The organism is Roseospirillum parvum (assembly GCF_900100455.1).
In the GTDB taxonomy this organism is placed as follows: Bacteria; Pseudomonadota; Alphaproteobacteria; order Rhodospirillales; family Rhodospirillaceae; genus Roseospirillum; species Roseospirillum parvum.
This window is the reverse complement of record NZ_FNCV01000002.1, coordinates 361,487-387,297: the sequence shown is the minus strand read 5'-3', so window position 1 is coordinate 387,297 and position 25,811 is coordinate 361,487. Positions and strand designations below refer to the sequence as shown.

Here is a 25,811-nt window from a genome sequence, read left to right as displayed (position 1 = left end):
AGGCGACGAGGAGAAAGCCCCGTGGATGTCCTGATCGCCGACGCCGAAATGGCCGGCCTGGGCTTTGCCCTGGTGCTCGGCGTGCTCAGCCTGCTGTGGGGGGCGACGGCGGCGGTGGGTGCCATCTTCATGCGCCACGCCGCCCGCGCCGAGGCGAAAGCCGCCCATCCGGCGCCGGCCGCCGTCGCGCCGCCCCAGCCCGCCCCCCAGACCCCTGTCGGGGGGCCGCCGCCGCACCACATCGCCGCCATCGCCGCCGTCATCGAGGCCATGGGCTATGGCGAACACCGGGTCCACATCCGCCTGCCCGGCCACGAACGGGCCGGCTGGCTGGCCCAGGGCCGGGTGATGCAGAACAGCCGCGCCCAGGAGCGCGGCGGTTGGGGCCGCCGGCCGCCACCTCCGCCAACCCAAACGCCCCCAACCCACAAACAATGAGGCCCAGATGAGGAGCTATCGCATCACCGTCGAGGGGGTGGCCTACGAGGTCACCGTGGAAGAGCTGGGCGGTCCGCAGAGCGCGCCCGGCGTGGCCCCGGCTCCAGCGGCGATTGCCGCGCCGCAGGCCGCCCCGGCCCCGCTGCCGGCGGCCCCCGCCGCCGCCACCCCCGCGCCGCCGCCCGCCGCCGGGGCTGGCGACGTGCCCTCGCCGCTGGCCGGCACGGTGGTCGAGGTCCACGTCGCCGCCGGTCAGGCGGTGGCCGCGGGCGCGCCCCTGGTCACCCTGGAAGCGATGAAGATGAACACCCCCATCCAGGCCCCGCAGGCCGGCACCGTCGGCGCCGTGCATGTCGCCGCCGGTCAGGCGGTGCAGGAAGGCCAGGCCCTGGTTTCCCTGACCTGATGGTCTCCCCTTCCCGGAAGCCCTGAAAGCGCCCCATGGACAACCTCGCCGAGCTCTTCTCGCTGACCGGCTTCTCCCACCTGACCTGGCGCATGCTGGTCATGTGGGGGGTCGTTGTCGTGCTCTTCTACTTCGCGGTCTACCGCAAGTTCGAGCCCCTGCTGCTGGTGCCCATCGCCTTCGGGGCGCTGCTCGCCAACCTGCCCACCCAGGGGCTGGTCAACCTGCCCCACGGCGAGGAAATCGGCGGCCTGTTCTACTATCTGAGCCAGGGCATCCACCTTGAGATCTTCCCGCCGCTGATCTTCCTCGGGGTCGGCGCGCTGACCGACTTCGGCCCCCTGATCGCCAACCCGCGCACCCTGCTGCTCGGCGCGGCGGCGCAGTTCGGGGTGTTCGCCACCTTCGCCGGCGCCATCCTTCTGGGCTTCACCACCCAGGAGGCGGCCTCCATCGGCATCATCGGCGGGGCCGACGGGCCAACCTCGATCTTCCTCTCCAACAAGCTGGCACCGCACCTTCTGGCCCCCATCGCGGTGGCCGCCTACAGCTACATGGCCCTGGTGCCGCTGATCCAGCCGCCGATCATGCGCGCCCTGACCACCGAGCAGGAGCGCAAGATCAAGATGCGCAGCCTGCGCAAGGTGTCGCGCCTGGAAAAACTGATCTTCGCCGGCATGGTCACCGTGGTCTGCATCCTTCTGGTGCCCGCCGCCTCGGCCCTGATCGGCATGCTGATGCTGGGCAACTTCCTGCGCGAGTGCGGGGTGACCGAACGCCTCAACAAGGCGGCCCAGAACGAGCTGATCAACATCACCACCATCTTCCTTGGCACCTGCGTCGGCATCACCATGACCGGCGAGAAGTTCCTGCGCGCCGAAACCCTGATGATCCTCGGCCTCGGCGTGGTCGCCTTCGGCATCTCCACCGCCGCCGGGGTGCTCATGGCCAAGGGCATGAACAAGGTCTCGCGCCAACCCATCAACCCGCTGATCGGCTCGGCCGGCGTCTCCGCCGTGCCCATGGCGGCCCGGGTCAGCCAGGTCGAGGGCCTGCGCGCCGACCCCGGCAACCACCTGCTGATGCACGCCATGGGACCCAACGTCGCCGGCGTCATCGGAACCGCCGTCGCCGCCGGATACTTCATCGCCCAGATGGGGTGACACACCACAGCCGTTCGGCGGTCGGCTGCATGGGGCTTCGCCCCATACCCCACCGGGGGATCGAAGGCGATCCCCCGGACCCCCGCCATGACTTTTCCGAGCCTGGATCGGCTGTCCGTGCCTGACGTCGGAAGTGGCTTCAGGCAGGCCGGCCTTGCCGGCCTGCAACCAGAAAAACCGATCCACCAAGCGCAGCGCCGAAGACTGGTGTGTGGTTGGTTTATCGCTTCCGCAGGCCAGCGAAGCTGGCCTGCACCCAAACCCATTCGGCCCTGACCCCACCTTCGCGTTCCACACCAACGAAATGGAGGGGGTCCGGGGGATCGCCTTCGATCCCCCGGTGGGGGTTTGGGGGCAAAGCCCCCGCTACGACCCCTTCAACTCAGCCAGCACGGCCAGTCGGAGGGCGCTGGAGAGGTTGGTGTCGCGGTTGCGGTCGATTTCGGCCACCAGATCGCCGACGGTCAGGCCGCGCCGTGCCGCCATGGCTTTCAGTTCATCCCAGAACGGTTCTTCCAGCGACACGCTGGTGGCGTGTCCGGCGATGGTCAGCGAGCGCTTCACGGCAGGACCTCGATGCCCACCCCGCCGATCACGTGTTCCAGCACCATCAGCACGGCGAAGCCGATCAGGATCAGCCCGCTGGCCACCGACACCGTGCGCTGCACCGCCGGCCGGTCGAGCCAGCGGCGCATCACCTCGGCCAGGAAGGCCATCGGCAACTGCCACGCCACGTTGATCAGGATGAGCACCGCCGACAAGGTGACAAGCTGGGCCGGGATGTCGTCGCGCGCCGTCTCCAGGAAGTTGGGGAACAGGGCCAGGAACAGCACGATGACCTTGGGGTTGAGCAGGTTGGTCAGCACCGCGTGCCGCCCCGCCTGCCAGGGCCGGATGGCCCTGGGCGCGCCGCCGGTGTCGAGCTTCAGGACCTCGCCCAGCAGGCCCTGGATGCCCAGCCAGGCCAGATACAGCGCCCCGGCCACGGCAACCAGCTTGAAGAGGATCGGCGAGCCCGCGATGACCAGCGAAATGCCAAGCACCGCCAGGGCGGTGTGCACCAGCAGACCCAACTGCACGCCAATCACCGTCGCCACCCCGGCCCGCACCCCACCGGACAAGGTGTAGCGCAGGATCAACAAGGTGTCCGGCCCGGGCGACAAGACAATCGCCCCAGCCGTTACGGCAAACGCCAATAATGTGGAAAATTCAACCGGCAACATGATCCGAACCCTACACCAGCCGAGGTGTGGCGCGCAGCATCAAAGGGGCGCCGCCCCTTTGAACCCCGCTGGGGAGGCCGGGAGGCCTCCCCAGACCCCACCATGAATCAAAACCCCACCCAGGGGGGCTTGCCCCCCTGGGTGGGGTTTTAAGTCACGGCGGGGGTCCGGGGGGGCCCCTGGTCCCCCCGGCGGGGGTCAAGGGGGCAGCGCCCCCTTGGTGCCGCGTGCCGCGCCTCAGCCGGTGTGGATCAGGTGGAGGAAGGCGCCGCAGGTGGTTTCGAGGCGGGCGCCTTGGGGGCCGAGGTTTTGGCCGCTGGCGTCGGTGGCGGTGAACAGGGGCGGAGCGTCGTTGGCGGTTTCGCGGGCGTAGTGGAATTCGTGGCCTCGGAAGGGGCTGCCGGGGGGGCCGAGGGCGGATGGTTCCAGGGCGGTCAGGCGGCGGTATCCGATGGAGAGTTTGGGTGCGGCGAAGCTGGTCTCGATGGGCAGCAGGTTGGCCATGGGGTGGGCGGTGCCGTCGCCGTCGGTGAGGCTGCGTCCGAGGGTCATGTAGCCGCCGCATTCGCCGAACACCTGGGCTTTTCGGGCGGCGGCGGCGCGCAGGCCGTCGAGGAAGGTGTGGGCGTTGGCGAGCTGTCCGGCGAACAGTTCGGGATAGCCGCCGGGCAGGTAGACGGCGTCGGCGGTGGGGTCGGGGCTGTGGTCGGCGAGGGGGGAGAAGGGGAGGATTTCGGCTCCGGCGGCGTGCCAGCCGTCGAGGGTGGCCGGGTAGCAGAAGGCGAAGGCGGCGTCGCGGGCCACGGCGATGCGCTGGCCGAGGGGCGGCAGGGGGCGGGCCGGGCCGGGTGGTTTGGGGGCCGGGCGGCGGTGCGGCAGGGCGAGGGCGGTCAGCGCGGTTACGTCGACGTGGGCCCCGACGTGGGCCGCGGCGTGGTCGAGGAAGCGTTCCAGATCGGCGTGTTCGCCAGCCTGGACCAGCCCCAGGTGGCGGCTGGGCAGGGCCAGCGCGGGGTCGCGGGGCACCGTGCCGAGGACCGGCAGGGTCGGCAGGTCGGCGGCCAGGGCGGCGTTCAGGCGCGCGGCCTGACGCGGCGAGGTGACGCGGTTGACGATCACGCCGGCCACCCGCACGGCGGGACGGTGGCTGATGAAGCCGCGCACCAGGGCGGCGAGGGAGGCGCCGGTGCGGCTGCCGTCGACGATCAGGATGACCGGCCAGCCGGTGAGGGTGGCCAGGGCGGCGGTGGAGCCATCGCCGCTGGCCCCGGCGGGGCCGTCGGGGCCGGGCGGCGGGGCGCCGTCGAACAGGCCCATGACGCCTTCGACCAGGGTCAGCTCGCCGCTGGACAGGGTGGCGATCAGGCGGTCCAGGCTGTCCGCCGGCTGGGCCCAGGTGTCCAGGTTCAGGCAGGGGCGTCCGGTGGCGGCGGCGTGGAAGGCGGGATCGATGTAGTCGGGCCCGACCTTGGCCGGGGTCACGTCGAGGCCGCCTTGGGTCAGCCGGCGCAGCAGGCCCAGGGTCAGGGTGGTCTTGCCGCTGCCGGTGGCCGGGGCGGCGAGGATCAGGCCGCGACTCATGATGACAGGCCGCTGGCGGCCAGTTCCTCGCGCAGGCCATCGGCCATGATCTGGGCCGGGGTGCCGTGGGGGAAGTGGCGCCGGTAGGTGCCGTCCGGCCCCATCAGGTAGACCAGCGAGGAGTGGTCGATGGTGTAGTGGTCGGGATTGCCCTCGGGGTCGGGGACTTTTTCGTGGGTGACGCGATAGGTCCGGGCGGCGGCTTCGAGGTTGTCCGGGTCGCCGGTCAGGCCGATCAGGTCGGTGTGGAAGGCGGCCACGTAGCCGGCCACCACCTGGGCCGTGTCGCGGGCCGGATCGACAGTGATGAACAGCGGCGCGATGTGCGCGCGCTGGGCCGGGGTCAGGGCGTCCAGGGCCTGGGAGATGGTGCCCAGGCTGGTTGGGCAGATGTCGGGGCAGAAGGTGTAGCCGAAGTAGACCAGCATCAGGCGGCCGGCGAAGTCGGCCTCGGTGGTGGTGGCGCCGGTGTCGGCCCGGGTCAGGATGAAGGGGCCGCCGATGGTGGTGCCGGCGGGGCTGTCGTCGGGGGCGAGCAGCCAGAAGCGCCCCCCCAGGCCCAGGCCGATCACCAGGAGCACGGCGGCGAGCAGGGTGAAGGTGCGTTTTTGCGCGGCGCGCGGGGGGTCGGCGGCCATGGCGGCTCTCCGTCTCAGATCAGGGTGATGGCCATGTAGCCCAGCACGCCGGCGTTGAGAAGCAGCAGCAGCGGGGCGACCTGGGCGGTCAGGCTCTTGAAGGCACCGCCGGCCAGATGGCCGATCAGGCCGACGCCGAACAGGGCGGGCACGGTGCCCACGGCGAAGGCGCCCATGGCCAGGGCGCCGGTCAGCGGGTCGCCGGGGGCGGCCGCCGCGGCCAGGGCGCCGTAGAGCAGGCCGCAGGGCAAAAAGCCGAGGACCACGCCGAGCAGGTAGCCGCGCCCCCCGGTGGGGCTGGCGAAGAGCGGCCGGGCGACGCGGCCCAGCGAGTCGGACAGGCGGTTTTCCAGGCGCCTGAGGACCGGCAGGTCGAGCCCCGGCAGGGCTTTCAGGCGGGGCAGGGCGAAGCCGATGAAGAGCAGCGCCGCCAGCCCCAGCAGGGCGGCCGACAGCCAGGACAGCCCGGGCAGCCTGAGCGCCGCCCCGGCGACCAGGGCGGCGGCGACGCCCAGGCCGACATAGGTGGTCAGCCGGCCCAGGTGGTAGGGGATCAGGCTGGCCCCGGCCAGGCGGTGCCATTCGCGCATGCGGCTTGCCGGCACCTCTTCCAGGCGGGCGGCGACCTGGGACAGCACGAAGGGGCCGCACATGCCGGTGCAGTGGGTCAGCCCGCCGAGCAGCCCGGCCATGAACAGGCTGGCCAGCAGGCTGCCATGGGCATCGACCACCACCCGGCAGTGCGACAACCCGGCGTCGAGCAGGCGGAGCAGCAGGGGATCGGGGTCCACGGGACGTCTCTACTCGGATCGGAGGGCCAAACCCGCCCATCACGTCGATGGGCGCCTCATGGCGGTAAGCTCTTCGGTCATGTGGGGTCGGCGTCGGGCCGGAACCAGTCGAGGCGCTCGGCCAGACCGGCGGTCGGGCCGATGACCACCACCGCGGGGCTGGACAGGCCGGCCGCCGCGACGTCTTCGGCCAGCCGGCCCAGGGTGGTCAGCAGGCGGCGTTGGCTGGCCCAGGTGGCGTGGCGGACGACCACGGCCGGCTCTGCGGGGTCGCGGCCGGCGGCCAGCAGGCGGGCGGTGATCTCGGGCAGCACCCGCATGGCCATGAACAGCACCAGGGTCGGCGCGCCCTTGGCCAGGGCGGCGAGGTCGAGCCCCTGGGGCAGGCCGCCGCCGGGGCCCTGGCCGCTGATCAGGGCGACCGCGCCGACCGGCCCGCCGACGGTCAGCGGCACCCCGGCGTAGGCCGGCCCGGCCAGCCCGGCGCTGATCCCCGGCACGACGCGGAAGGTGATGTTTGCCTCGGCCAGGGCCAGCGCCTCGTCCGGTCCGCGCCCGAAGACGAAGGGATCGCCCCCTTTCAGGCGGCACACCCGGCGCCCGGCCCGGGCCTGCTCGATGAGCAGGGCGGACACCGTTTCCTGGCTCGGCGAGGCGCGGCCGCCGCGCTTGCCGATGTCGATGCGTTCGGCGTCGCCGGCCAGGGTCAGCACCACCGGGTCGATCAGGGCGTCGTGCACCACCACGTCGCAACTGGCCAGGGCATGCACGGCCAGCCGGGTCAGCAGGCCGGGGTCGCCCGGCCCGGCGCCGACCAGCCACACCGAGCCGGCGTCAAGCTGGGGCAGGGGGGGCAGAAGGGAATGAGGATCGGGCATGGCGCCGCCATCATGCGGCGCCCCTGGCCGGCGGGCAAGCCCGGGGGCGTTGTCGCGCCCCGGGGCGGGGTGGTATCACCGACTCTCCCCGCCGCCATCGGAGGCCCCTGGCCATGTTCGCGTTCGCCCGCCTGACCTCCCTGCTGCTCGCCCTGGGGCTGGGGCTTGCCGCCCCGCCGGCCATCCCGCCGGCTCACGCGGAGATGGACATGTACCTGACCAACCCGCTGTTCGAGATGGTCCAGAAGGGCGACACCAGCGAGCTGAAACGCCAGTTCCTGGGCGGCGAGTTCGGCGGCCCCAACACCAGCGATCTGGACGAGCGCACCCTTTTGATGGCCGCCGCCTCGCACAACCGGGTCGAGGTGCTGGATCTGCTGCTGGCGGAAGGCGCCGTGGTCGGCCTGACCGACAAGGCGGGCAACACCGCCCTCTCCTGGGCGGCGCGCGATTCCAGCTTGCGCGCCGCCGAGCGCCTGCTCGCCGTCGGCGCCGATCCCAACCACCAGAACAGCCAGGGCCTGACCCCGCTGATGCTGGCCGTGCAGGCCGACGACGCCGCTCTGGTCGAGGCGCTGCTCAAGGCCGGGGCCGATCCGGGGCTGGCCGACCACGCGGGCCAGGACGCCCTGCTGTGGGCCCGCGACGCCCGCGACCCGCGCATCCTCGGCCTGCTCGAAAACGCCTACTGAGCGTTCCCCGAGTCGCCCGGGCGCAGGTGCCGGGCGTGACCGGCGTCGTAGAGGTGGCTGTCGGGGAAGTCGGGCGGATCGAGCACCCGGCCGACCAGGATCATGGCGCTGCGCTTCAGGTCCTGGCGCTTCACCGCCTGGGCGATGTCGGCCAGGGTGCCTTTCAGCACTGTCTCCTCCGGCCACGAGGCCCGGTAGACCACCGCCACCGGGCAGTCGGCGCCATAGGCCGGGGTGAGGTCGGCCACCACCCGCTCGATGTTGCCCACCGACAGGTGCAGGGCCAGGGTGGCCCGGCTTGCGGCGAGGCGGGCCAACTCCTCGCCGGGCGGCATTTTCGAGGCGCGCACGGCGGTGCGGGTGAGGATCACCGTCTGGCTGACCTCGGGCAGGGTCAGCTCGCGGCCCAGGGCGGCGGCGGCGGCGGCGAAGGCGGGCACCCCGGGGACCACGGCCCAGGCGATGCCCAGGGCGTCGAGGCGCCGGGTCTGCTCGCCCAGGGCGCCGTAGAGGGACGGATCGCCGGAGTGGACCCGGGCCACGTCCAGCCCCTCGGCGTCGGCCTGTTGGATCAACTGGAGGATGGCCCCAAGGTCGAGCGGCGCCGTGTCGACCACCAGGGGTGGCCGGTCGGCCTCGGCCCCGGCCTCGGCGACCAGTTCCGGCGGCACCAGCGAGCCGGCATAAAGGACCACCGGGCAGGCCCGGATCAGGGCCCGGCCGCGCACCGTGATGAGGTCGGCGGCGCCCGGGCCGGCGCCGATGAAATGGACGGTCATGCAGGGCTCTCCAACGGGCCGGCGGCGACCGCCAGGGTGATCCCCGGGCCGGCCAGCTTGGGCACGATCAGGCGGGCCGCCGGGCCGGGCGGTGTGCCGAGGCAGGCCAGGGCCGCCGCCTCGGCCACGCCATGGCAGCCGACCGCCCGGAACACCGCCGCCGAGGGGGTGAGCAGGCGCGGCGTCAGGGCTTCCAGCTCGGCCGCCGGGAAGACCCGCAGGGGCAGGCCGAGGTGCTCGGCAAGGCGGCTGAGGGTGGGGTTGTCGCGGCGCCGGTCGAGGCTGCCCAGGGCGCCCAGCCGCGCCGGGTCGAGCCCCCGCTCGGCCAGCGCCGGGCCGATGAAGGCGAACGCCGCCTCGGCGTCGGCCCGCTGTCGACAGCCGACGCCCAGGGCGAGGAACGGCAGGGCGGCGTGGGACATGCGGCGGCGCGCTCCTTGGGCAACGGGCGGCGACTAGAGCAAATCCCGAGCGATCCGGAACGGATCGCGACGACGATTTGCGTCAATATCAAGAGTCTAGAGCATGTTGCGTGATTCACAAAGCACGCGACATGCTCTAGACGCTGTCGCACCGGGGCGCGCCAACCGTCACCGGCCCCCCGTCACCGGCCACCATCGGCCGGGCATTGACCAGTCGGGGCCCGGCGGGGGATAACCCGATCCATGCTCCTGCCCCTGCTCCATCCGGCGGCCAGCGCCATCGATCCCTTCCTGGTCCTGATCCTGGCCCTGGGAGTGGATGCCCTGTTCGGCGAGATGGGGCCGCTGTTCGCCGGGCGACGCCATCCGGTGGCCTGGCTGGGCGGCCTGATCGAGTGGGCCGACCCGCGCCTCAACCGCCCCGACCGGGGACGCGGCGCCCGGCTGGTGCGCGGCGCCCTGATGACCGGGGTCATGGTCGGCGGCGCCTTCGGGCTGGGATTCCTGATCGACCGCCTGCTCGCCCCCGCCCCCTGGGGCTGGGGGGTGGAGGTGGTGCTGGTCTCGCTGCTCATCGCCCAGCGCGGCCTGCACGACCATGTGCGCGCCGTGCTGGTCGGTTTCGCCGAGGAAGGGTTGCCCGGGGCACGCGGCGCCATCCGCCATCTGGTCGGCCGCGACCCGGCCCGCCTGGACGAACACGGGGTGTGCCGGGCGGGGCTGGAATCGCTGGCCGAGAACTTCTCCGACGGGGTGGTGGCGCCGGTCTTCTGGTATGTGGTGCTGGGTCTGCCGGGGATCATGGCCTACAAGGCGATCAACACCCTGGACAGCATGATCGGTCACCGCAACGAGGCCTACGAGGCGTTCGGCAAGCTGGCCGCCCGGCTCGACGACGCGGCCAACTTCCTCCCCGCCCGGCTGGCCGGGCTGATCCTGGCGACGGCGGCCCTGTTCACCCCCGGCGGGCGGCCCCTGGCGGCCCTCGGGACCATGGCCCGGGATGCCGCCAAGCACCGCTCGGTGAACGCCGGCTGGCCCGAGGCGGCGCTGGCCGGGGCGCTCGATCTGGCCCTCGCCGGGCCGCGCCACTATCGCGACTATTCGGTCCAGGACCCGTGGATCGGCTCGGGAAGGGCCCGCGCCACCCCGGCCGACATGCGGCGCGGGTTGCACCTGTTCCGCATCGCCTGTCTGATCCACCTGGGGCTGGTGGTCGCCCTGTGGCTGGGGCTGGCGGCGCTGGCCGGCTGAGGGAGAGCCCCTACCGGGGTCTGGCCGACCAAGCCCCTACCGGGGCAGGGCCTCGGGCGGCAGGTAGGAAGGCCCGTCGGGCGCGTTGCCCGGGGCGGTCACCGGGGCCTCGGTCTCGGCCTCGCGCCACTTGATGCAGGCATCGATGTAGCGGTCGCAACTGTTGCCGCCGTGCGGCCGGATCACCGCGAAGCACACCGCCTGGGCCTCGGCCTTAAGGGCGGGATCGTCGTGGCCGCCGGTGCGCAGGCAGGCGCAGCGCGACGCCTCGCACTGCTGGACCGCCTGACAGCGGCTGTAGGCCGAGCACGGGTCATCGCCCCGGGCCTGGCGCTGGGCATCACGCTCGCAGCGCCGGTAGTCCATCTCGCAGGCCATGTTGGACTGATAGGCGGCGGCCGGCAGGGCCGCCCCGGCGACAACAGCCGCCACCACGGCCACGGCGGCCAGGGGACGGAAGCGGGGGAAGGGTCGCATGGAAGCTCTCTGATCAAGGGAAAAACCAGGGGCGGTTGTATGCCACGCCCGGGTTGAGGTTGGAAGGGGGGATGCCCCGATCCATGGGAGGCAACCTTGCGGAGACAACCTTGTGCGACCGCGCGGGCGGCCCAATATCGGGCCCTGGGCCGGCGGTTGCCGCCGCCCTCGACCGGCCGGGAGAGAGCGATGCTGAAAGCCTTGCGTGCCATCGTCGGCATCCGCACCGACACCGAACAGTCCGCCTATACGGTCATCGAGCACCTGGGTCCAGGCCTCGAGGTGCGCCGCTACGCTCCGCGTCTGGCCGCCGAGGCGCGGCTCGACACCCCGCCCGGCGGGGGCGCCAAAACCCGGGCCTTCCGGCTGCTGTTCAACTACATCTCCGGCGACAACGGGCCGGGCACCAGGGTGGCCATGACGACGCCGGTGGAAACGGCGCCCGGCGGCGGTCGCGACGGGACCAGGATCGCCATGACCGTGCCGGCGGAAACCCAGGACCACGCCGGCACCGTGCGCATGCGCTTCTTCCTGCCCGCCGGCTTCACGGTCGAGACCGCGCCGCCCCCCCGCGACCCGCGCATTCACATCGTCGAGCTGCCCGAGCAGACCCTGGCCGTGCTGCGCTACACCGGCTCGACCGGCCCGGCGGCGGCCAACGCCAGGAAGGCCGAGCTGGCCGACGCCCTGGCCACCACGCCCTGGCGCGCCGAGGGGCCGGCGGTGACCTGCTTCTACGATCCGCCGTGGACCCTGCCCTTCCTGCGCCGCAACGAGGTGGCGGTGCCGGTGAGCCGCTGAGGGTGGCGTAAAATGGGGTTTTGGTCGGCCTCGCGATCACTGGGCATTCGGGTTAGAGTAAATCCCGAGCGATCCGGAACGGATCGCGACGACGATTTGCGGCAATATCAAGGGCCTAGAGTATGTTGCGTGATTCACAAAGCACGCAACATACTCTAGGGTGCCCACTCTTCTTTCCCCCGCTGCCAGGAAAAGCCCCCGATGATCGACCCCCGCTTCGCCGAGATGTTCCCGCTCGCCGACGACGGAACCCCCTATCGCCGCCTCTCCGGCGACTATGTGCATACCGAGCGCCTGGGCGGCCATCAGGTCCTGTTGGTCGAACCCGAGGGGCTGAAGCGCCTGGCCTTCGAGGCCATGCGCGACAGCGCCCACCTGTTGCGGCCGGCCCATCTGGCCCAGTTGCGGGCCATCTTCGACGACCCCGAGGCGAGCGACAACGACCGCTTCGTGGCCCTGTCGTTGCTGCGCAACGCCAACATCTCGGCCGGCATGGTGTTGCCCATGTGCCAGGACACCGGCACCGCCATCGTCATGGGCAAGAAGGGCCAGCGGGTGTGGACCGAGAACGCGGCCGGCATCACCGACGCCCAGGCGCTGTCGGCCGGCATCGCCGAGGCCTACCAGACGCTGAACCTGCGCTACTCCCAGATGTCGCCCAAGGACATGTGGGAGGAAGTGAACACCGGCAACAACCTGCCGGCCCAGATCGACCTTTATGCCACCCCGGGCGGCGAGTACCGCTTCCTGTTCATGGCCAAGGGCGGTGGCTCGGCCAACAAGGTGTTCCTCTACCAGCAGACCAAGGCGGTGCTGAACGTCGAGGCGATGGCCGCCTTCCTGAACGAGAACCTGAAGAGCCTGGGCACCTCGGCCTGCCCGCCCTACCATCTGGCGGTGGTCGTCGGCGGCACCTCGGCCGAGGCCAACCTGAAGACCGTCAAGCTGGCCTCGGCCCACTGGCTGGACACCCTGCCCACCTCGGGCGGCGAGCACGGCCAGGCCTTCCGCGACCTGGAGATGGAAGCCAAGGTCCTTCAGATGACCCGCGACTTCGGCATCGGGGCCCAGTTCGGCGGCAAGTACTACTGCCACGACGTGCGGGTGATCCGCCTGCCGCGCCATGGCGCCTCGTGCCCGGTCGGCATCGGGGTGTCGTGCTCGGCCGACCGCCAGGTGTGGGGCAAGATCACCCCGGACGGGGTGTTCCTGGAAAAGCTGGAGACCGACCCGGCCCGCTTCATGCCCGACGTGAAGACCGACAAGCTGAGCGGCGAGGCGGTGCGCGTCGACCTTTCCCGGCCGATGGACGAGATCAGGAAGACCCTGTCACAGTACCCGGTGAAGACCCGGGTGCTGCTGTCGGGGCCGATGATCGTGGCCCGCGACATCGCCCACGCCCGCCTCAAGGCCAGGCTGGACGCCGGCGAGCCGCTGCCCGACTACTTCCGCGACCACGCCGTCTACTACGCCGGCCCGGCCAAGACGCCGGAGGGTTATCCCTCGGGCGCCTTCGGGCCGACCACCGCCGGGCGCATGGACGCCTATGTGGAGCCCTTCCAGGCGGCCGGCGGCTCGATGGTCATGCTGGCCAAGGGCAATCGTTCGCCCCAGGTGCGCGAGGCCTGCCAGAAGCACGGCGGCTTCTACCTCGGCACCATCGGCGGCGCGGCGGCCGAGGTGGCCCAGGAATCGATCCGCAAGGTCGAGGTGCTGGCCTTCCCCGAACTGGGCATGGAAGCGGTGTGGAAGATCGAGGTGGAGGACTTCCCCGCCTTCATCATCACCGACGACAAGGGCAACGACTTCTTCCAGATGATCTAGAGCAAATCCCGAGCGATCCGGAACGGATCGCGACGACGATTTGCGGCAATATCAAGAGCCTAGAGCATGTTGGGTGATTCACAAAGCACGCAACATGCTCTAGGCCCGATGATCTGAGCCCCGGCGTTCAGCCCCCGCCCGCCCCCACCCGGGAGGTCAGCCCCCGCCCGCCACCACCCGGGCGGCCGGGAAGACCAGCCGCGCCGTGGTCCCCTGGCCCGGCGCGCTGTCCAGCCTCAGGCGGCCCTGGTGCATCTCCATCATGCGGCTGACCAGGGTCAGGCCCAGGCCGGTGCCGCCCATGCCGCCGCTGACCACCGGGCGGGCCTGGGCGGTGCGGGCCTGGAAGTAGGGCTGGGTGGCCTGGGCCAGATCCTCGGCCGACATGCCGATGCCGCTGTCCTTGACCGTCAGGGCCATCCCGCCGTTGGCCATCGGCTCGAAGAACACCTCGATGCGCCCGCCGGCCGGGGTGAACTTGATGGCGTTGGTCAGAAGGTTGAACAGCATCTGGACCACCAGCCGCTGATCGGCGCGCAGGGGCGGCGCCGTCTCCAGCCGCGCCACGGTGATTTCCAGATGGTGGGCCAGGGCCCGCTGGCGGACCAGCCGAAGGGCCCGGGCGGTGGCCTCGGGCAGCGTCACCTCGGTCTCGTCCAACTCGAACTGGCCGGCCTCGATCTTCGACAGGTCGAGCACGTCGTTGACCAGCTCGAGCAGGATCTGGCCGCTGTCGTGGATGTCGCCCAGGTACTCCAGGTAGCGCGGATCGCCCTGGATCGGCCCGAACATCTGGTGGGTCAGGATTTCCGAAAAGCCGAGGATGGCGTTCAGGGGGGTGCGCAGCTCGTGGCTCATGGTGGCCAGGAACTCGGACTTGGAGTGGTTGGCGGCGTCGGCCTGGTCGCGCGCCTCGGCCAGCTCGATCTCGTGGCGGGCCAACTCGCTGACATCCTGCACGATGCCGAAGATGGCGCTCACCTGGCCGTCGCGGCCGTGCTCCGCGTCGCCGCGCACATCGAGCCACTTGATCTCGCCCTCGACCTTGATCCGGGCCCGGAAGGCCAGCGGTTCCCCGGTTTCGATGGTGCGGTACACCTGCTGGCGCACCCGGGGGCGGTCCTCGGGCAGGTAGAAGTCGATGGTGGCCGGCAGGGAGGGCAGCGGCTGGCCCGGGGCGCGCCCCAGAATGCGGTAAACCTGATCGGACCAGACGGCCACCTCTTCCGGCAGCTTGACCCGCCAGTGGCCCACCTTGGCCACCTGTTCGGCGCGCAGCAGGCGGGCCTCCAGGGTCTTCTGGTCGGTGATGTCGGTCTCCACCGAGATGAAGCCGCGCAACCGGCCGTCCACATGCACCGGCTGGCAGGTGACATCAACCCAGTAGGGCCGCCCGTCGCGGGTGTGGTTCAGCAGTTGCTCGTGGCAGGCCTCGCCGCGCTTCAGGGCGTCGTCGATGCGCGCCGCCACCGCCGGGTCGGTGTCCGGGCCGCGCAGGAAGTCGGCCGGGCTCAGGCCCAGCACCTCGGCCCGGGGGTAGCCGGTCAGCGCCTCGAAGCCGGCGTTGACCCATTCGATGCGGCCCTGGGGATCGAAGATGATGACGGCGGTGGTGGTGTGGCTGGCCACCAGGGCCAGGGTGTCGGCTTCCTCGGCGCGGCTCTTGCGGTGGGCCAGCAGGTGGGCCTGCCGCTCGGCGAAGCTGACCACCAGGCCGACCAGCAGGGTGCCGACCAGATTGGCGGACAGCAGGATCGGCCACGCCTTGCCGATGATCGTCCAGCCGGTCGCCCAGTCGGCGCTGACGAAGAACGAGGGGATCACCATCAGGGTGCCGAAGGCGCCGATCAGCAGCAGCGCCAGCGGTCCCGGGCGCAGGCCCCGGCGGGCCAGCACGGCGCCGGCGATCACCCCGGCCAGGCCATAAAGCGCGAAGCCGGCGACCCCACCCAGGGCCACCGGGCCGCCGATCCCCCAATAGCGCACCGCCGCGCCGATGGCGGCGGCGATGGCGGCGCCCAGCGGCCCGGCGAACACCCCGGCCAGGATGGCCGGGCCGCCCCGGGCATCGAAGGTGGCGCCCTCGGGCAGGCGGATCGGGTCGAGCATGACCACCGCCGCCAGCAGCCCGAACATCACCCCCAGCAGGCCCTGGTGCAGGGCGCGGTTGGGCAGCCCGTTGGCCAGCGGGCGCAGCGCCACCACGCCCAGGCTGAACAGCGCCAGCAGGCCGAAATCCGAGACGATGTGCAGGATGGTGTCGACCATGCCGGTTTGGTGCCGCCAAAAGAAGGGACCAGTGTATCTGATTTGACGGGTTATGATAGGTGGCGCGGCGGGGCGCTCAGCGGCGGGGTCGGAAATGGCCGCCCGGGGCGACGGCCCGGTAGGGGTCGGGCACCGCCACCGGCCAGCCCAGGGCGTGGGCGGCGCTCAAGGTCCAGCCGGGGTCGAGCAGGTGCATGCGGGCCAGGGCGACCACATCGGCCCGCCCGGCCACCAGCAGGCTTTCCGCGTCGGCGAGGCTGGTGATGCCGCCCACGGCCATGGTCGGCAGGCCGCTTTCAAGACGCAGGGCGGCGGCCAGCGGGGCCTGGATCAGGCGGCCGCGCTCTGGCCGCTGGTCGGCCACCACGCCGCCGGCCGAGACGTCCAGCAGGTCCACGCCCGCGCTTTTCAGGGCCCGGGCGATGGCCGCCGCGTCCTTTGGGGTCAGCCCCCCGGGGGCCCAGTCGGTGGCCGACAGGCGGGCGGCCAGGGGGCGCTCGGCCGGCCACGCGGCGCGCACCGCGCGGACCACCGCCAGCGGGAAGCGCAGGCGGTGCTCGATCTCTCCGCCATGGTCGTCGTCGCGCCGGTTGGTCAGCGGCGACAGGAACGACGACAGCAGATAGCCGTGGGCCAGATGCAGCTCGACCATGTCGAAGCCGACCTGGGCGGCCCGCCGGGTGGCGGCGACGAAGGCTTCGGTGAGCCGATCCATGTCGGCCGCGTCCATCGCCCTGGGGGTCTGGCTGGCGGCGTCCCAGGGCAGGGCCGAGGGGGCGAGCAGCGGCCAGGCGCCTTCGTCGGCCCGCAGCGGCCGGCCGCCGTCGATCCACGGCACCTGACAGGCCGCCTTGCGCCCGGCGTGGCCCAGTTGCAGGCATACGGCGGCGCCGCTTTCCGCCTTGATGAACTCGACGATGCGCCGCCACGCCGCGGCCTGGGCATCGGTGTAGAGGCCGGCGCAGCCCGGGGTGATGCGCCCCTCGGGGCTGATGGCGGTGGCCTCGGTGACGATCAGCCCGGCGCCGCCCACGGCGCGCGCCCCCAGGTGGACCAGATGCCAGTCGCCGACCACCCCGTCCTCGGCCCGGTACTGGCACATCGGCGACACCGCCACCCGGTTGGCCAGGGTCAGCCCGCGCAGACGCAAGGGGGTGAACAGGGGCGGGGTGTCGGGCGCGGCGCCGGCCCGGGTCGCGACATGGGCCCTGAGGGTGGTCGCCAGCCCGGGGTCGGTGGCCGCCAGATCGGCCACCGTGACGCGGCGCGAGCGGGTGAGCAAGGCGGCGGCGAAGGTGGGGCCGTCGAGGGCGGCGTGGGCCTGGGGCAGGCTTTCGAACCAGCGCATCGAGGCCCGCGCCGCCCGGGCCAGGCTTTCCGAGGCCGGGCGCCGCGCCGCCTCGAAGGCTTGGCAGGCGGCGGCCGGGTCGGTGGGCGCGGCGTCCAGGGCCTCGGCCAGGGCCAGGGCGTCCTCCATGGCCAGCCGGCTGCCCGAGCCGATGGAGAAATGCAGGCTGTGCAGGGCATCGCCCAGCAGGACCAGCCGGCCGGCCGACCAGCGGGCGTTGGTGACCACCGGAAAGCGCCGCCAGCCGCCCGGGTCGGCCTCCAGCGGGGCGGCGCCCAGGGCCTGGGGGAAGAGGCGGCGGATCAGGCCGAGGTCCGCCGCCGGGCCCGCCGCCGGGCCGGCCCCGGGTTGCCCCGGGGCCAGCCCCAGGGCGCGCCAGGTGGCCTCGGCGCATTCGACGATGAAGGTCGCCCGCTTGGCCGAATAGGGGTAGGCGTGGGCCCACACCGGACCGTGCGCGGTGTCGGCGACGAGGAAGCGGAAGGCGTCGCCGGGGTTGCCGCTGGCCGCCCACAGGAAGCGGTTGGCGCCCGCCTCGACCCGGCTGCCCAGGGCCTCGGCGTGGGCCTGGCGCAGCGGCGAGGCGATGCCGTCGGCGGCGACCAGGAGATCGGCCCCGGCCAGCCGGGGGTCGTCGGGTCCACGGATCTCCGCGCCGTGGGTCACCGTCACCCCGGCGGTCCGGGCCGCCTGTTCCAGCACCTGGAGCAGGCCCAGGCGGGGCAGGGCCCGGTAGGGCGGGCCGTGGAAGCGATGGCAGGTGCCGGGGCGCTGGATGTCGATCGCCGCCCAGCTCACCGAGCGGGCCCTGAGGGCCGCCACCTCGCCGGGCAGGGCCTCGGCCAGACGGTTGAGCCCGGCTTCGGCGAAAACCACCCCGAAGCCCCAGGTCTGCCCGGCCGGGGCGCGCTCGAAGACCTGGATGGGCCAGCCGGGGCGGCGGCGGGCCAGGGTCAGGGCCAGGGTCAACCCGGCCGGTCCGGCGCCGACGATGACGATTCTCATGGGACGATTCTCATGGCCCATCCCCGGTGTCCGTGGGACGCAGGCGGAAGCGTTGCAGCTTGCCGGTGGCGGTGCGCGGCAGGCGGTCCACGAAGAGCACCCGGCGCGGGTACTTGTAGGGGGCGAGGCGGGCCTTCACGAAGTCCTGAAGCGCCCGCGCGGTGGCCGGGCCGGCGGCGGCCGGGTCGCTCAGGATGACGTGGGCCGCCACCACCTGGCCGCGCTCCGGGTCGGGCAGGCCGACCACGGCGCAGTCCTCGACCAGGGGGTGGGCCAACAGGCAGCTTTCCACTTCCGGCCCCCCGATGTTGTAGCCGGCCGAGATGATCATGTCGTCGGCCCGTCCCAGGTACCAGAAAAGCCCGTCCTCATCCATTCGGAACAGGTCGCCGGTCAGGTTCCAGCCGTCGTGCACATAGGCCCGCTGGCGCGCCCGGTCGGCCAGATAGCGGCAGCCGGTGGGGCCCTGGATGGCCAGCCGCCCGGGCTGGCCCGGGGGCACCGGCTGGCCGGCCTCGTCGAGCAGCCGGGCCCGGTAGCCGGGGATCGGCCGTCCGGTGGTGCCGGGGCGGGCATCGGCCCCGGTGGCGGCGATGAAGATGTGCAGCAGCTCGGTCGCCCCGATGCCGTTGACGATGCTGTGTCCGGTCAGCTTGCGCCAGCGCTCGAAATCGGGGCCGGGCAGGTGCTCGCCGGCCGACACGCACAGGCGCGGCGGGGCCAGGGGGGCGCCGGCCTCGATCAGCCCGGCCAGGGCGCGGTAGGCGGTGGGGGCGGTGAACAGCACCGTGGCCCGGGTCGCCGCCAGGGCCTGGAGCAGGGCCTCGGGGCTCGGCGCCGGCAGCAGCACGGCGCTGGCCCCGACGCTCAAGGGGAAGGTGAGCAGGGCGCCCAGGCCGAAGGTGAAGGCCAGCGGCGGCGAGCCCAGGGTGATGTCGTCGCACCCCAACTCGAGCCGGGGCGGCACCAGGGCATCGATGGCGGCGAGGTCGCGGTGGTCGTGCACGGTGCCCTTGGCCGGCCCGGTGGTGCCGCTGGTGAAGGCGATCAGGGCCGGGTCGTCGGCCCGCGTCGGGCACGGCGGCAGCCGGCGCCCGGCGGCCAGCGCGGCGGCCAGCAGGGAGTCCAACTGGCCGGCCGGGGCGGCGTCGGGGGCGCCGCTGCCGTGGGTGAGCAGGGGCGGTTCGAGCCCGGCGACTTGAGCGGCGTCGATGGCGGCGGCCAACTCGTCGGTCAGGGTGGCGTCGCACAGCGCCAGGTTGACCCGCGCCTTGCCCAGGATGTGGGCCAGCTCGCCGGCCCGGAGCAGGGGCATGGTCGCCACCGCCACCCCGCCGGCCCACAGCACGGCCAGCCAGGCGGTGGCCAGCATGGGGGTGTTGGGGGCGCGCAGCAGCACCCGCTGGCCGGGGATCAGCCCCAGGTCCTCGACCAGCACGGCGGCCAGGGCGGCCACCCGCTCGGCCAACTGGCCCCGGGTGAGGGTGGAGAAGCCGCCGTCCGGGCCGGGAAAGTGCAGCGCCGGGCGGCCCGGTCCGAGGGCCGGGTCGAGCAGGCGGGCGGCGCTGTTCATCATCTCCGGCCAGTCGGCCGCCTGGGGCAGGCCGGAAAGGTCGCGCCGCGCCTGCTCCTCCGGCGGCGGCAGGTGGTCGCGCACGAAGCTGTCGCGGTGGGCGGTGTCGGGCGGGGTCAGCGTCCGGCCTCCGGGTCCCGGGGGGTGGGTCAGGCGCCGTCGGCGCCCTCGATGGCGGAACGTTTGAGGGTGCCCAGCAGGTCGTGCAGCCGGGCCAGGTCCTGGCGCGGCACCTGGGCCATCATACGCCGCACCCAGTCGTGATGCACCGGGGCCATCTTGCCGAAATGGCTGTGCCCGGCCGGGGTCAGGCGGACGATCTGGGTGCGCCGGTCTTTGGGCGCGGCGAGACGCTCGACCAGCCCTTCGTCGACCAGCCGGTCGACCAGCCCGGTGACGTTGCCGTTGGAGACCATCATGCGCCGCGACAGCTCGCCCATGGACAGGGTCTCGCCCCGCGCCTCGGCCCGTTCGAGCTGGGCCAGGGCGTCGAAGCGGGGCAGGGTGGAGCGGAAGTCGCGGCCCAGCCCGGTGCGGATCTCGCGCTCGATCAGGGTGGTGCAGGTGAGCAGGCGCAGCCACAGGCGGACTTCCAGGGCGGCGTCGTCGGCCACCGCGTTCTCGCGGTCGCGCGGCGTGTCGGCGGGCTCGGCGGAGTCTTCCGGCGGGGGGGCGGAGGCCCTGTCGTCGGCGGGGGCATGGTCGATCATGGCATCACTTCTCCTCCGGCCACGGCGATGGCCTGGCCGGTCATGGCCGAGGCGGCGGGCAGGGCCAGCCAGGCCACCGTCTCGGCGACTTCTTGGGGCGCGATCAGGCGCCCCAGGGGGTTGGGTTCGATCAGGCGGGCCCGGATCTCGGCCTCCGGGCGGCCGGTGCGGGCCGCCACCGAGGCCACCGCGCGCTCGGCCAGGGCGGTGTCGGTCAGGCCCGGGCAGACGCAGTTGACGGTGACGCCGGTGCCGGCGGTCTCCAGGGCCACGGCGCGGGTCAGGCCGACCACCCCGTGCTTGGCGGCGCAGTAGGCCGCGACGTAAGGGTAGCCGGTCAATCCGGCGGTCGAGGCGATGTTGATCACCCGGCCCCAGCCGGCGGCCAGCATCTCTGGCAGCACGGCGCGGGTGAGGCGGAACACGGCGCCGAGGTTGAGCTCGATCAGGCGGCCCCACAGGGCGTCGTCGGTGCGGGTCAGGGGGGCGGTTTCCACCGCGCCGGCGTTGTTGACCAGGATGTGGATCGGGCCGTGGGTGGCGCGGGCCTGGGTCAGCGCGGCCTCGGTCGCCGCCGGGTCGGTGACGTCGGCGCCGAGGGGCAGGGCGTGCGGCAAGGCGGCGGCGGTGGCCTTGAGGGCGGCCATCTCGCGGCCGAGCAGGCTGAGGCGGGCGCCGCGCGCCGCCAGGGCGATGGCGATGGCCGCCCCGATGCCCTTGCCGCCGCCGGTGATCAGGGCGTGGCGGCCGGCCAGGGGCGTGTCGGGAGCGGCGGCGGCGGGGCTGGGCATGGCAGCGGGCAGGGAAGGGACGGGTTCCAGGGATCGGGGGAGTCTGTCACGCCAAAAAACGCTTTGTCTTTGAGAATTTTCGTTTTCGGTGTTTTAGAGGCAAAATAACCTGACTCCTCACCCAACCGGCGCCTGCCGCCGGTCCCACGCCCTCAACCGCCTGGAACCGTCGCCCGTGCAGCCTCTTCATCCCCCCGGTTGGGTCCGTCCCAAGGGCTATGCCCACGGTGCCCTGGCTCGCGGCACATTGGTGGTGACCGGTGGCCTGCTCGGCTGGGACGGCCAGGAGCGCTTCGTGGCGGACGATTTCCTGGGCCAGCTTCGGCAGGTGCTGGTCAACCTGAAGGCGGTGCTGGCCGAGGCCGGGGCCGGGCCGGAGCATCTGGTGCGGCTGACCTGGTACCTGGCCGACCGCCGGGAGTATCTGGCCGACCTGACGGCGGTGGGCGAGATCTACCGCGCCGAGCTGGGTCGCCACTATCCGCCGATGACGGTGATCGAGGTGGCCGCCCTGATGGAGCCCGGGGCGCGGCTGGAAGTGGAGGCCATGGCGGTGATTCCGGATGGATCACCCGGGGGCGGAGCGGCCGCCAGCGGCTGAGCCGCCGTGCCCGGCCCGGGGCGCCCCCGGGCGTCCTGTTTCGCCGCGCGCTCCCGGCCCGCCGTCGCCGGGGCGGGCCGCTTTAGGCTCAGCCGTCGTCGGCGTCGGGGCCGGTGGTCATTTCCTCGACCAGCAGGCCGGCGTTGGTGCGGATGGCACGCTCGATGGCGTTGGCCATCTCCGGATGCTCGCGCAGGAAGGTCTTGGCGTTTTCCCGGCCCTGGCCGATGCGCTCGGAGTTGTGGGAGAACCAGGAGCCGGACTTCTCGACGATGCCCGCCTTCACCCCAAGGTCGAGCAGCTCGCCCAGCTTGGAAATGCCCTCGCCGTACATGATGTCGAACTCGACCACCTTGAACGGCGGCGCCACCTTGTTCTTCACCACCTTGACCCGGGTCTGGTTGCCGACCACCTCGTCGCGGTCCTTGATCTGGCCGACCCGGCGGATGTCCAGGCGCACCGAGGCGTAGAACTTCAGCGCGTTGCCGCCGGTGGTGGTTTCCGGGTTGCCGAACATCACCCCGATCTTCATGCGGATCTGGTTGATGAAGATGATCAGGGTGTTCGACTTGGCGACGCTGGCGGTCAGCTTGCGCAGGGCCTGGCTCATCAGGCGGGCCTGCAGGCCGACGTGCGAATCGCCCATCTCGCCTTCCAGCTCGGCCCTCGGCACCAGGGCGGCCACCGAATCGATGACCAGCACGTCGACCGCCCCGGAGCGGACCAGGGTGTCGGCGATCTCCAGGGCCTGTTCGCCGGCGTCGGGCTGGCTGATCAGAAGGTCGTCCAGGTTGACCCCCAGCTTGCGGGCATAGGCCGGATCCAGGGCGTGCTCGGCATCGATGAAGGCGCAGTTGCCGCCGCCCTTCTGGGCCTCGGCCACCACGTGCAGGGCCAGCGTCGTCTTGCCCGAGCTTTCCGGGCCGTAGATTTCGACAACCCGCCCGCGCGGCAGGCCGCCGATGCCGAGCGCCAGATCAAGCCCCAGCGAGCCGGTGGAGATGGCCGGGATGTCGATCGCCGTCTCGCGCTGGCCGAGGCGCATGATCGATCCCTTGCCGAAGGAGCGTTCGATCTGCCCGAGGGCGGCCTCGAGGGCTTTCTGCTTGTCCATGGTATCCTTGTCCACCAGGCGGAGTACGGTCTGCGGTGACGCCGACATGATCAACGGCCCTCCCTTATTTCACAGCCCGAGGCGGTGCTTCAACGGCCGAGAGTGTACGCTTTTCGTTCCTGCCCGCAAACAAAAAAGAACATCGCGCGAACAGGGGTGGGAAAAAAAACGGGCGCGACGGGGGAAACCGTCGCGCCCGGCAAGGCTGGTCTTGGAGGGAATGCGGGTTGAAACCGACCCGCGGCCCGGCGTGCCGGGCAGACGCACCAGGAAGCTTACTTGGTGCGGAAGTCGTCGTGGCAGCCCTTGCAGGTGCCGCCCAGGTCCTTGACCAGCGGACCCATCGCCTTGCGGTCGGCGTCCTTGGCGGCGACGGCCAGCTTGTCGGCCGCCTCGGCCATCTTCTTAAGGCCGCCCTCGAACTTGTCCCAGTTCTCCCAGATGGCGGGATCGGAGGTGTGCTTGACCGAGGCGCCCTGGGCCGGGTCCTTGAAGGCCGGGATCGACATCTCGGCGGAGAAGGCGATGGCCTCGGCCAGGTGGGCCAGCACCTTGCCGTCCAGCTCGCAGTCGCCCTTCATGAAGCAGCCGATGGCGCCCATGCCGGCCCCGGCCACGCCCATGACGTCCTTGCGGTGCTCGACGACGGCATCGGCATCGGCGGCGAAGGCCGGCGTGGCGCCAGCCAGAAGGGCCGCCGTGGCGGCGGTCAGAACGATACGCTTCATGTGGATACTCCCCTGATGGTGGTGGTCGACTGGATCGGTTGGCCCGGCTGTCCCCGGACGCCGGACGTGGCGTGCGAAAAGGTGGGAACAGGCGGTGGTTTCGGGGCCCGGACACGGGAAAACGCTGTGATCCCGAACCGTTGGCTTGGCCCCTTCGGGCGCGGACGGCACCCCGAAGGGTTTCAGGTTGCGCCCGGCCATCGGCGGACCACTTAGTGCCCGGACGTCACCGGCACAATACCCCTGTTACACTTCAGGTTTCGGTGACCAAGTCACCGTATCGGCCATCCTGGCCCACCACATCATCGCCAGAGCTTTTGCGGGGCACGGCGGAACAGGGTAAGCTGCGCGCCAGATCGATTCCCCACCCATCCGGGCCCGCCCTGCCGTGACCTTCTCCCTCTCCCGCCCCGCGCTTGGTGTCTTCTGCGGTTCCGCCGTCGGCGCCGACCCGGCCCATGCCGAGTTGGCCCGCGCCCTGGGCCGGGCCGCCGCCGAGGCCGGCGTGCCCATCGTCTACGGCGGCGGCAAGGTGGGCCTGATGGGGGTGCTGGCCGAGGCCGCGCTGGCCGCCGGCGGGGTGGTCGCCGGGGTCATCCCGCGGGCCCTGATGGAGCTCGAGGTGGCGGCCGGGAACCTGAGCCACCTCGAGGTGGTCGAGACCATGCACGACCGCAAGCGCCGGCTGTATGAAATGTCGGATGTCTTCTGCGTCCTGCCGGGCGGCTTCGGCACCCTGGACGAGACGGTGGAGATCCTCACCTGGCGACACCTGGGCTGGCACGACAAGCCGATCCGCCTGCTCGACCCGGACGGCCACTGGCGCAAGCTGGAAGAGCTGTTCGCCCATCTGGTGGGCAGCGGCTTCGCCCGCCCGGCCAGCCTTCAGGGCATCGCCACCGTGCGCACCCCGGCCGAGGTGCTGGCCGCCCTGCCGGCGCCGGTCGGCTGAGCCGGGGCGCCTTGGAATCGGCCGGGCCGGCGGTCCGCCCTTGTCCGGGAACCGCCGGGACCCTACTTTTCCCGCGAAACCCCAAAACACCCCCCGCAGCGATGGAGAGCGCCCGACCATGAGCAAGATCAAGGTCACCAACCCGGTCGTCGAACTGGACGGCGACGAAATGACCCGGATCATCTGGGCGTTCATCAAGGACAAGCTGATCCTGCCCTACCTCGACGTGGACCTGATCTACTTCGACCTGGGCATCGAGGCGCGCGACGCCACCGACGATCAGATCACCATCGATGCCGCCAACGCCATCAAGCAGCACGGGGTGGGCGTCAAGTGCGCCACCATCACTCCCGACGAGGCCCGGGTCGAGGAATTCGGCCTGAAGAAGATGTGGCGCTCGCCCAACGGCACCATCCGCAACATCCTGGGCGGCACCGTCTTCCGCGAGCCGATCATCTGCGCCAACGTGCCGCGCTACGTGCCCGGCTGGACCAAGCCCATCGTCATCGGCCGTCACGCCTTCGGCGACCAGTACCGGGCCACGGACTTCGTGGTTCCCGGGGCCGGCCGGCTGACCGTCAGGTTCGAGGGCGAGGACGGGCAGACCATCGAGCACGAGGTCTTCCAGTTCGACGGCCCCGGCGTGGCCATGTCCATGTACAACCTGGACGACTCGATCCGCGGCTTCGCCCGGGCCTGCATGAACTACGGCCTGGAGCGCGGCTGGCCGGTCTACATGTCGACCAAGAACACCATCCTCAAGGCCTATGACGGGCGCTTCAAGGACCTCTTCCAGGAGGTCTTCGAGGCCGAGTTCGCCGAGAAGTTCAAGGCCGCCGGCATCACCTACGAGCACCGACTGATCGACGACATGGTGGCCTGCTGCATGAAGTGGGAAGGCGGCTTCGTGTGGGCCTGCAAGAACTACGACGGCGACGTGCAGTCCGACACCGTGGCCCAGGGCTTCGGCTCGCTGGGCCTGATGACCAGCGTGCTGATGACCCCGGACGGCAAGACGGTGGAGGCCGAGGCGGCCCACGGCACCGTCACCCGCCACTACCGCCAGCACCAGCAGGGCAAGGAAACCTCGACCAACCCCATCGCCTCGATCTTCGCCTGGACCCGGGGCCTCAAGTTCCGCGGCAAGTTCGACGGCACCCCGGACGTGGTCGCCTTCGCCGAAACCCTGGAGCAGGTCTGCATCGACACCGTCGAGGCCGGCCACATGACCAAGGATCTGGCCCTGCTGGTCGGCAAGGACCAGCCGTGGCTGACCACCACCCAGTTCCTCGACAAGCTGGACCAGGGCCTGAAGGCCCGCATGGGCTGAGCCGTGGGGAACTGACCGCCGGCG

General features: G+C 71.9%; 26 protein-coding genes. 10 read left to right on the top strand and 16 right to left on the bottom strand.

The genetic code is table 11. From position 1 onward, the window contains the following. Positions 1 to 21 precede the first annotated feature (21 nt). Genes BLR95_RS04735 through BLR95_RS04725 form a run of 3 tightly spaced genes read left to right on the top strand, consistent with a single transcriptional unit; the run spans position 22 to position 2,007 of the window. Positions 22 to 438, top strand: a complete 417-nt coding sequence (locus BLR95_RS04735) for an OadG family transporter subunit (protein WP_092616190.1) — start codon at positions 22 to 24, stop codon at positions 436 to 438. Between the two features lie 7 nt (positions 439 to 445). Further along, positions 446 to 844: a biotin/lipoyl-containing protein gene (locus tag BLR95_RS04730; protein ID WP_092616187.1), complete on the top strand. Its 399-nt coding sequence runs from the start codon at positions 446 to 448 to the stop codon at positions 842 to 844. Positions 845 to 879: 35 nt separating this feature from the next. Beyond that, positions 880 to 2,007 (top strand): sodium ion-translocating decarboxylase subunit beta, encoded by a 1,128-nt coding sequence (locus BLR95_RS04725; protein ID WP_092616184.1) that lies wholly within the window; start codon positions 880 to 882, stop codon positions 2,005 to 2,007. Between the two features lie 366 nt (positions 2,008 to 2,373). Here BLR95_RS04725 and BLR95_RS04720 read toward each other — a convergent pair whose 3' ends face one another. The 6 genes from BLR95_RS04720 to cobA all read right to left on the bottom strand — a co-directional run bounded on the left by BLR95_RS04720 (position 2,374) and on the right by cobA (position 7,118). Next, positions 2,374 to 2,571 (bottom strand): ribbon-helix-helix domain-containing protein, encoded by a 198-nt coding sequence (locus BLR95_RS04720; RefSeq protein WP_092616181.1) that lies wholly within the window; start codon positions 2,569 to 2,571, stop codon positions 2,374 to 2,376. Further along, positions 2,568 to 3,230, bottom strand: a complete 663-nt coding sequence (locus BLR95_RS04715) for a LysE family translocator (protein WP_092616178.1) — start codon at positions 3,228 to 3,230, stop codon at positions 2,568 to 2,570. The genes BLR95_RS04720 and BLR95_RS04715 overlap by 4 nt, the downstream gene beginning before the upstream one ends. Positions 3,231 to 3,467: 237 nt before the next feature. Beyond that, positions 3,468 to 4,811: a cobyrinic acid a,c-diamide synthase CobB gene (locus BLR95_RS04710; protein WP_092616175.1), complete on the bottom strand. Its 1,344-nt coding sequence runs from the start codon at positions 4,809 to 4,811 to the stop codon at positions 3,468 to 3,470. Next, entirely contained in the window at positions 4,808 to 5,449 is a 642-nt protein-coding gene (locus tag BLR95_RS04705) for an SCO family protein (protein ID WP_092616172.1), read from the bottom strand. Before BLR95_RS04705 ends, BLR95_RS04710 begins: the two co-directional genes overlap by 4 nt. Before the next feature lie 14 nt (positions 5,450 to 5,463). Continuing rightward, complete coding sequence (locus BLR95_RS04700; protein ID WP_092616169.1) at positions 5,464 to 6,240, bottom strand: sulfite exporter TauE/SafE family protein; 777 nt, start codon at positions 6,238 to 6,240, stop codon at positions 5,464 to 5,466. 77 nt (positions 6,241 to 6,317) lie between these two features. Continuing rightward, positions 6,318 to 7,118 carry a uroporphyrinogen-III C-methyltransferase gene (gene cobA, locus BLR95_RS04695; RefSeq protein ID WP_092616166.1) on the bottom strand — a complete coding sequence of 267 codons (801 nt, stop codon included), beginning with the start codon at positions 7,116 to 7,118 and terminating at the stop codon, positions 6,318 to 6,320. A gap of 113 nt (positions 7,119 to 7,231) precedes the next feature. Here cobA and BLR95_RS04690 point away from each other — a divergent pair, with 113 nt between their 5' ends. Next, a complete protein-coding gene (locus tag BLR95_RS04690) occupies positions 7,232 to 7,810 on the top strand; it encodes an ankyrin repeat domain-containing protein (protein ID WP_092616163.1) in 579 nt (192 codons plus the stop codon). Here the strand turns inward: BLR95_RS04690 and cobM are convergent. Next, a complete protein-coding gene (gene cobM, locus BLR95_RS04685; RefSeq protein WP_092616161.1) occupies positions 7,804 to 8,589 on the bottom strand; it encodes a precorrin-4 C(11)-methyltransferase in 786 nt (261 codons plus the stop codon). The two genes, BLR95_RS04690 and cobM, sit on opposite strands and share 7 nt — an antisense overlap. Then, on the bottom strand, positions 8,586 to 9,011 hold the full coding sequence (locus tag BLR95_RS04680; RefSeq protein WP_092616158.1) for a cobalamin biosynthesis protein: 426 nt from the start codon (positions 9,009 to 9,011) through the stop codon (positions 8,586 to 8,588). Before BLR95_RS04680 ends, cobM begins: the two co-directional genes overlap by 4 nt. A gap of 243 nt (positions 9,012 to 9,254) precedes the next feature. On the opposite strand from BLR95_RS04680, the gene cbiB reads away from it, so the two are divergent. Continuing rightward, the gene (gene cbiB / locus BLR95_RS04675) at positions 9,255 to 10,265 is read left to right on the top strand and encodes an adenosylcobinamide-phosphate synthase CbiB (protein ID WP_092616156.1); all 1,011 of its coding nucleotides are present in this window, start codon (positions 9,255 to 9,257) and stop codon (positions 10,263 to 10,265) included. A 36-nt stretch (positions 10,266 to 10,301) separates the two neighbouring features. Here the strand turns inward: cbiB and BLR95_RS04670 are convergent, their stop codons facing one another. Continuing rightward, on the bottom strand, positions 10,302 to 10,742 hold the full coding sequence (locus BLR95_RS04670; RefSeq protein WP_092616153.1) for a hypothetical protein: 441 nt from the start codon (positions 10,740 to 10,742) through the stop codon (positions 10,302 to 10,304). Between the two features lie 189 nt (positions 10,743 to 10,931). Here BLR95_RS04670 and BLR95_RS04665 point away from each other — a divergent pair, with 189 nt between their 5' ends. Further along, positions 10,932 to 11,543, top strand: a complete 612-nt coding sequence (locus tag BLR95_RS04665) for an SOUL family heme-binding protein (protein ID WP_245689244.1) — start codon at positions 10,932 to 10,934, stop codon at positions 11,541 to 11,543. A gap of 201 nt (positions 11,544 to 11,744) precedes the next feature. Continuing rightward, entirely contained in the window at positions 11,745 to 13,367 is a 1,623-nt protein-coding gene (locus BLR95_RS04660) for a fumarate hydratase (protein ID WP_092616150.1), read from the top strand. A 156-nt stretch (positions 13,368 to 13,523) separates the two neighbouring features. Here BLR95_RS04660 and BLR95_RS04655 read toward each other — a convergent pair whose 3' ends face one another. The 5 genes from BLR95_RS04655 to BLR95_RS04635 form a co-directional block, all read right to left on the bottom strand. After that, positions 13,524 to 15,635 carry a PAS domain S-box protein gene (locus BLR95_RS04655; RefSeq protein WP_092616147.1) on the bottom strand — a complete coding sequence of 704 codons (2,112 nt, stop codon included), beginning with the start codon at positions 15,633 to 15,635 and terminating at the stop codon, positions 13,524 to 13,526. Positions 15,636 to 15,711: 76 nt separating this feature from the next. After that, on the bottom strand, positions 15,712 to 17,988 hold the full coding sequence (locus tag BLR95_RS04650; protein WP_218119483.1) for an oxidoreductase: 2,277 nt from the start codon (positions 17,986 to 17,988) through the stop codon (positions 15,712 to 15,714). 10 nt (positions 17,989 to 17,998) lie between these two features. Then, complete coding sequence (locus BLR95_RS04645; protein WP_245689242.1) at positions 17,999 to 19,645, bottom strand: AMP-binding protein; 1,647 nt, start codon at positions 19,643 to 19,645, stop codon at positions 17,999 to 18,001. Between the two features lie 65 nt (positions 19,646 to 19,710). Continuing rightward, on the bottom strand, positions 19,711 to 20,271 hold the full coding sequence (locus tag BLR95_RS04640; protein WP_092616502.1) for a MarR family winged helix-turn-helix transcriptional regulator: 561 nt from the start codon (positions 20,269 to 20,271) through the stop codon (positions 19,711 to 19,713). Beyond that, the gene (locus tag BLR95_RS04635) at positions 20,268 to 21,062 is read right to left on the bottom strand and encodes an SDR family NAD(P)-dependent oxidoreductase (RefSeq protein WP_092616144.1); all 795 of its coding nucleotides are present in this window, start codon (positions 21,060 to 21,062) and stop codon (positions 20,268 to 20,270) included. Before BLR95_RS04635 ends, BLR95_RS04640 begins: the two co-directional genes overlap by 4 nt. A 175-nt stretch (positions 21,063 to 21,237) precedes the next feature. On the opposite strand from BLR95_RS04635, the gene BLR95_RS04630 reads away from it, so the two are divergent. Next, positions 21,238 to 21,663: a RidA family protein gene (locus BLR95_RS04630; RefSeq protein ID WP_092616141.1), complete on the top strand. Its 426-nt coding sequence runs from the start codon at positions 21,238 to 21,240 to the stop codon at positions 21,661 to 21,663. An 88-nt stretch (positions 21,664 to 21,751) separates the two neighbouring features. Here BLR95_RS04630 and recA read toward each other — a convergent pair whose 3' ends face one another. Next, the gene (gene recA, locus BLR95_RS04625) at positions 21,752 to 22,825 is read right to left on the bottom strand and encodes a recombinase RecA (RefSeq protein WP_092616500.1); all 1,074 of its coding nucleotides are present in this window, start codon (positions 22,823 to 22,825) and stop codon (positions 21,752 to 21,754) included. Positions 22,826 to 23,052: 227 nt separating this feature from the next. After that, positions 23,053 to 23,505 (bottom strand): c-type cytochrome, encoded by a 453-nt coding sequence (locus BLR95_RS04620; RefSeq protein ID WP_176787615.1) that lies wholly within the window; start codon positions 23,503 to 23,505, stop codon positions 23,053 to 23,055. Positions 23,506 to 23,893: 388 nt separating this feature from the next. Here BLR95_RS04620 and BLR95_RS04615 point away from each other — a divergent pair, with 388 nt between their 5' ends. Together BLR95_RS04615 and BLR95_RS04610 are read left to right on the top strand one after the other, a co-directional pair. Continuing rightward, a complete protein-coding gene (locus BLR95_RS04615) occupies positions 23,894 to 24,457 on the top strand; it encodes an LOG family protein (protein ID WP_092616135.1) in 564 nt (187 codons plus the stop codon). Positions 24,458 to 24,575: 118 nt separating this feature from the next. Further along, complete coding sequence (locus BLR95_RS04610) at positions 24,576 to 25,787, top strand: NADP-dependent isocitrate dehydrogenase (protein WP_092616132.1); 1,212 nt, start codon at positions 24,576 to 24,578, stop codon at positions 25,785 to 25,787. The last annotated feature ends 24 nt before the right edge of the window (positions 25,788 to 25,811 follow it).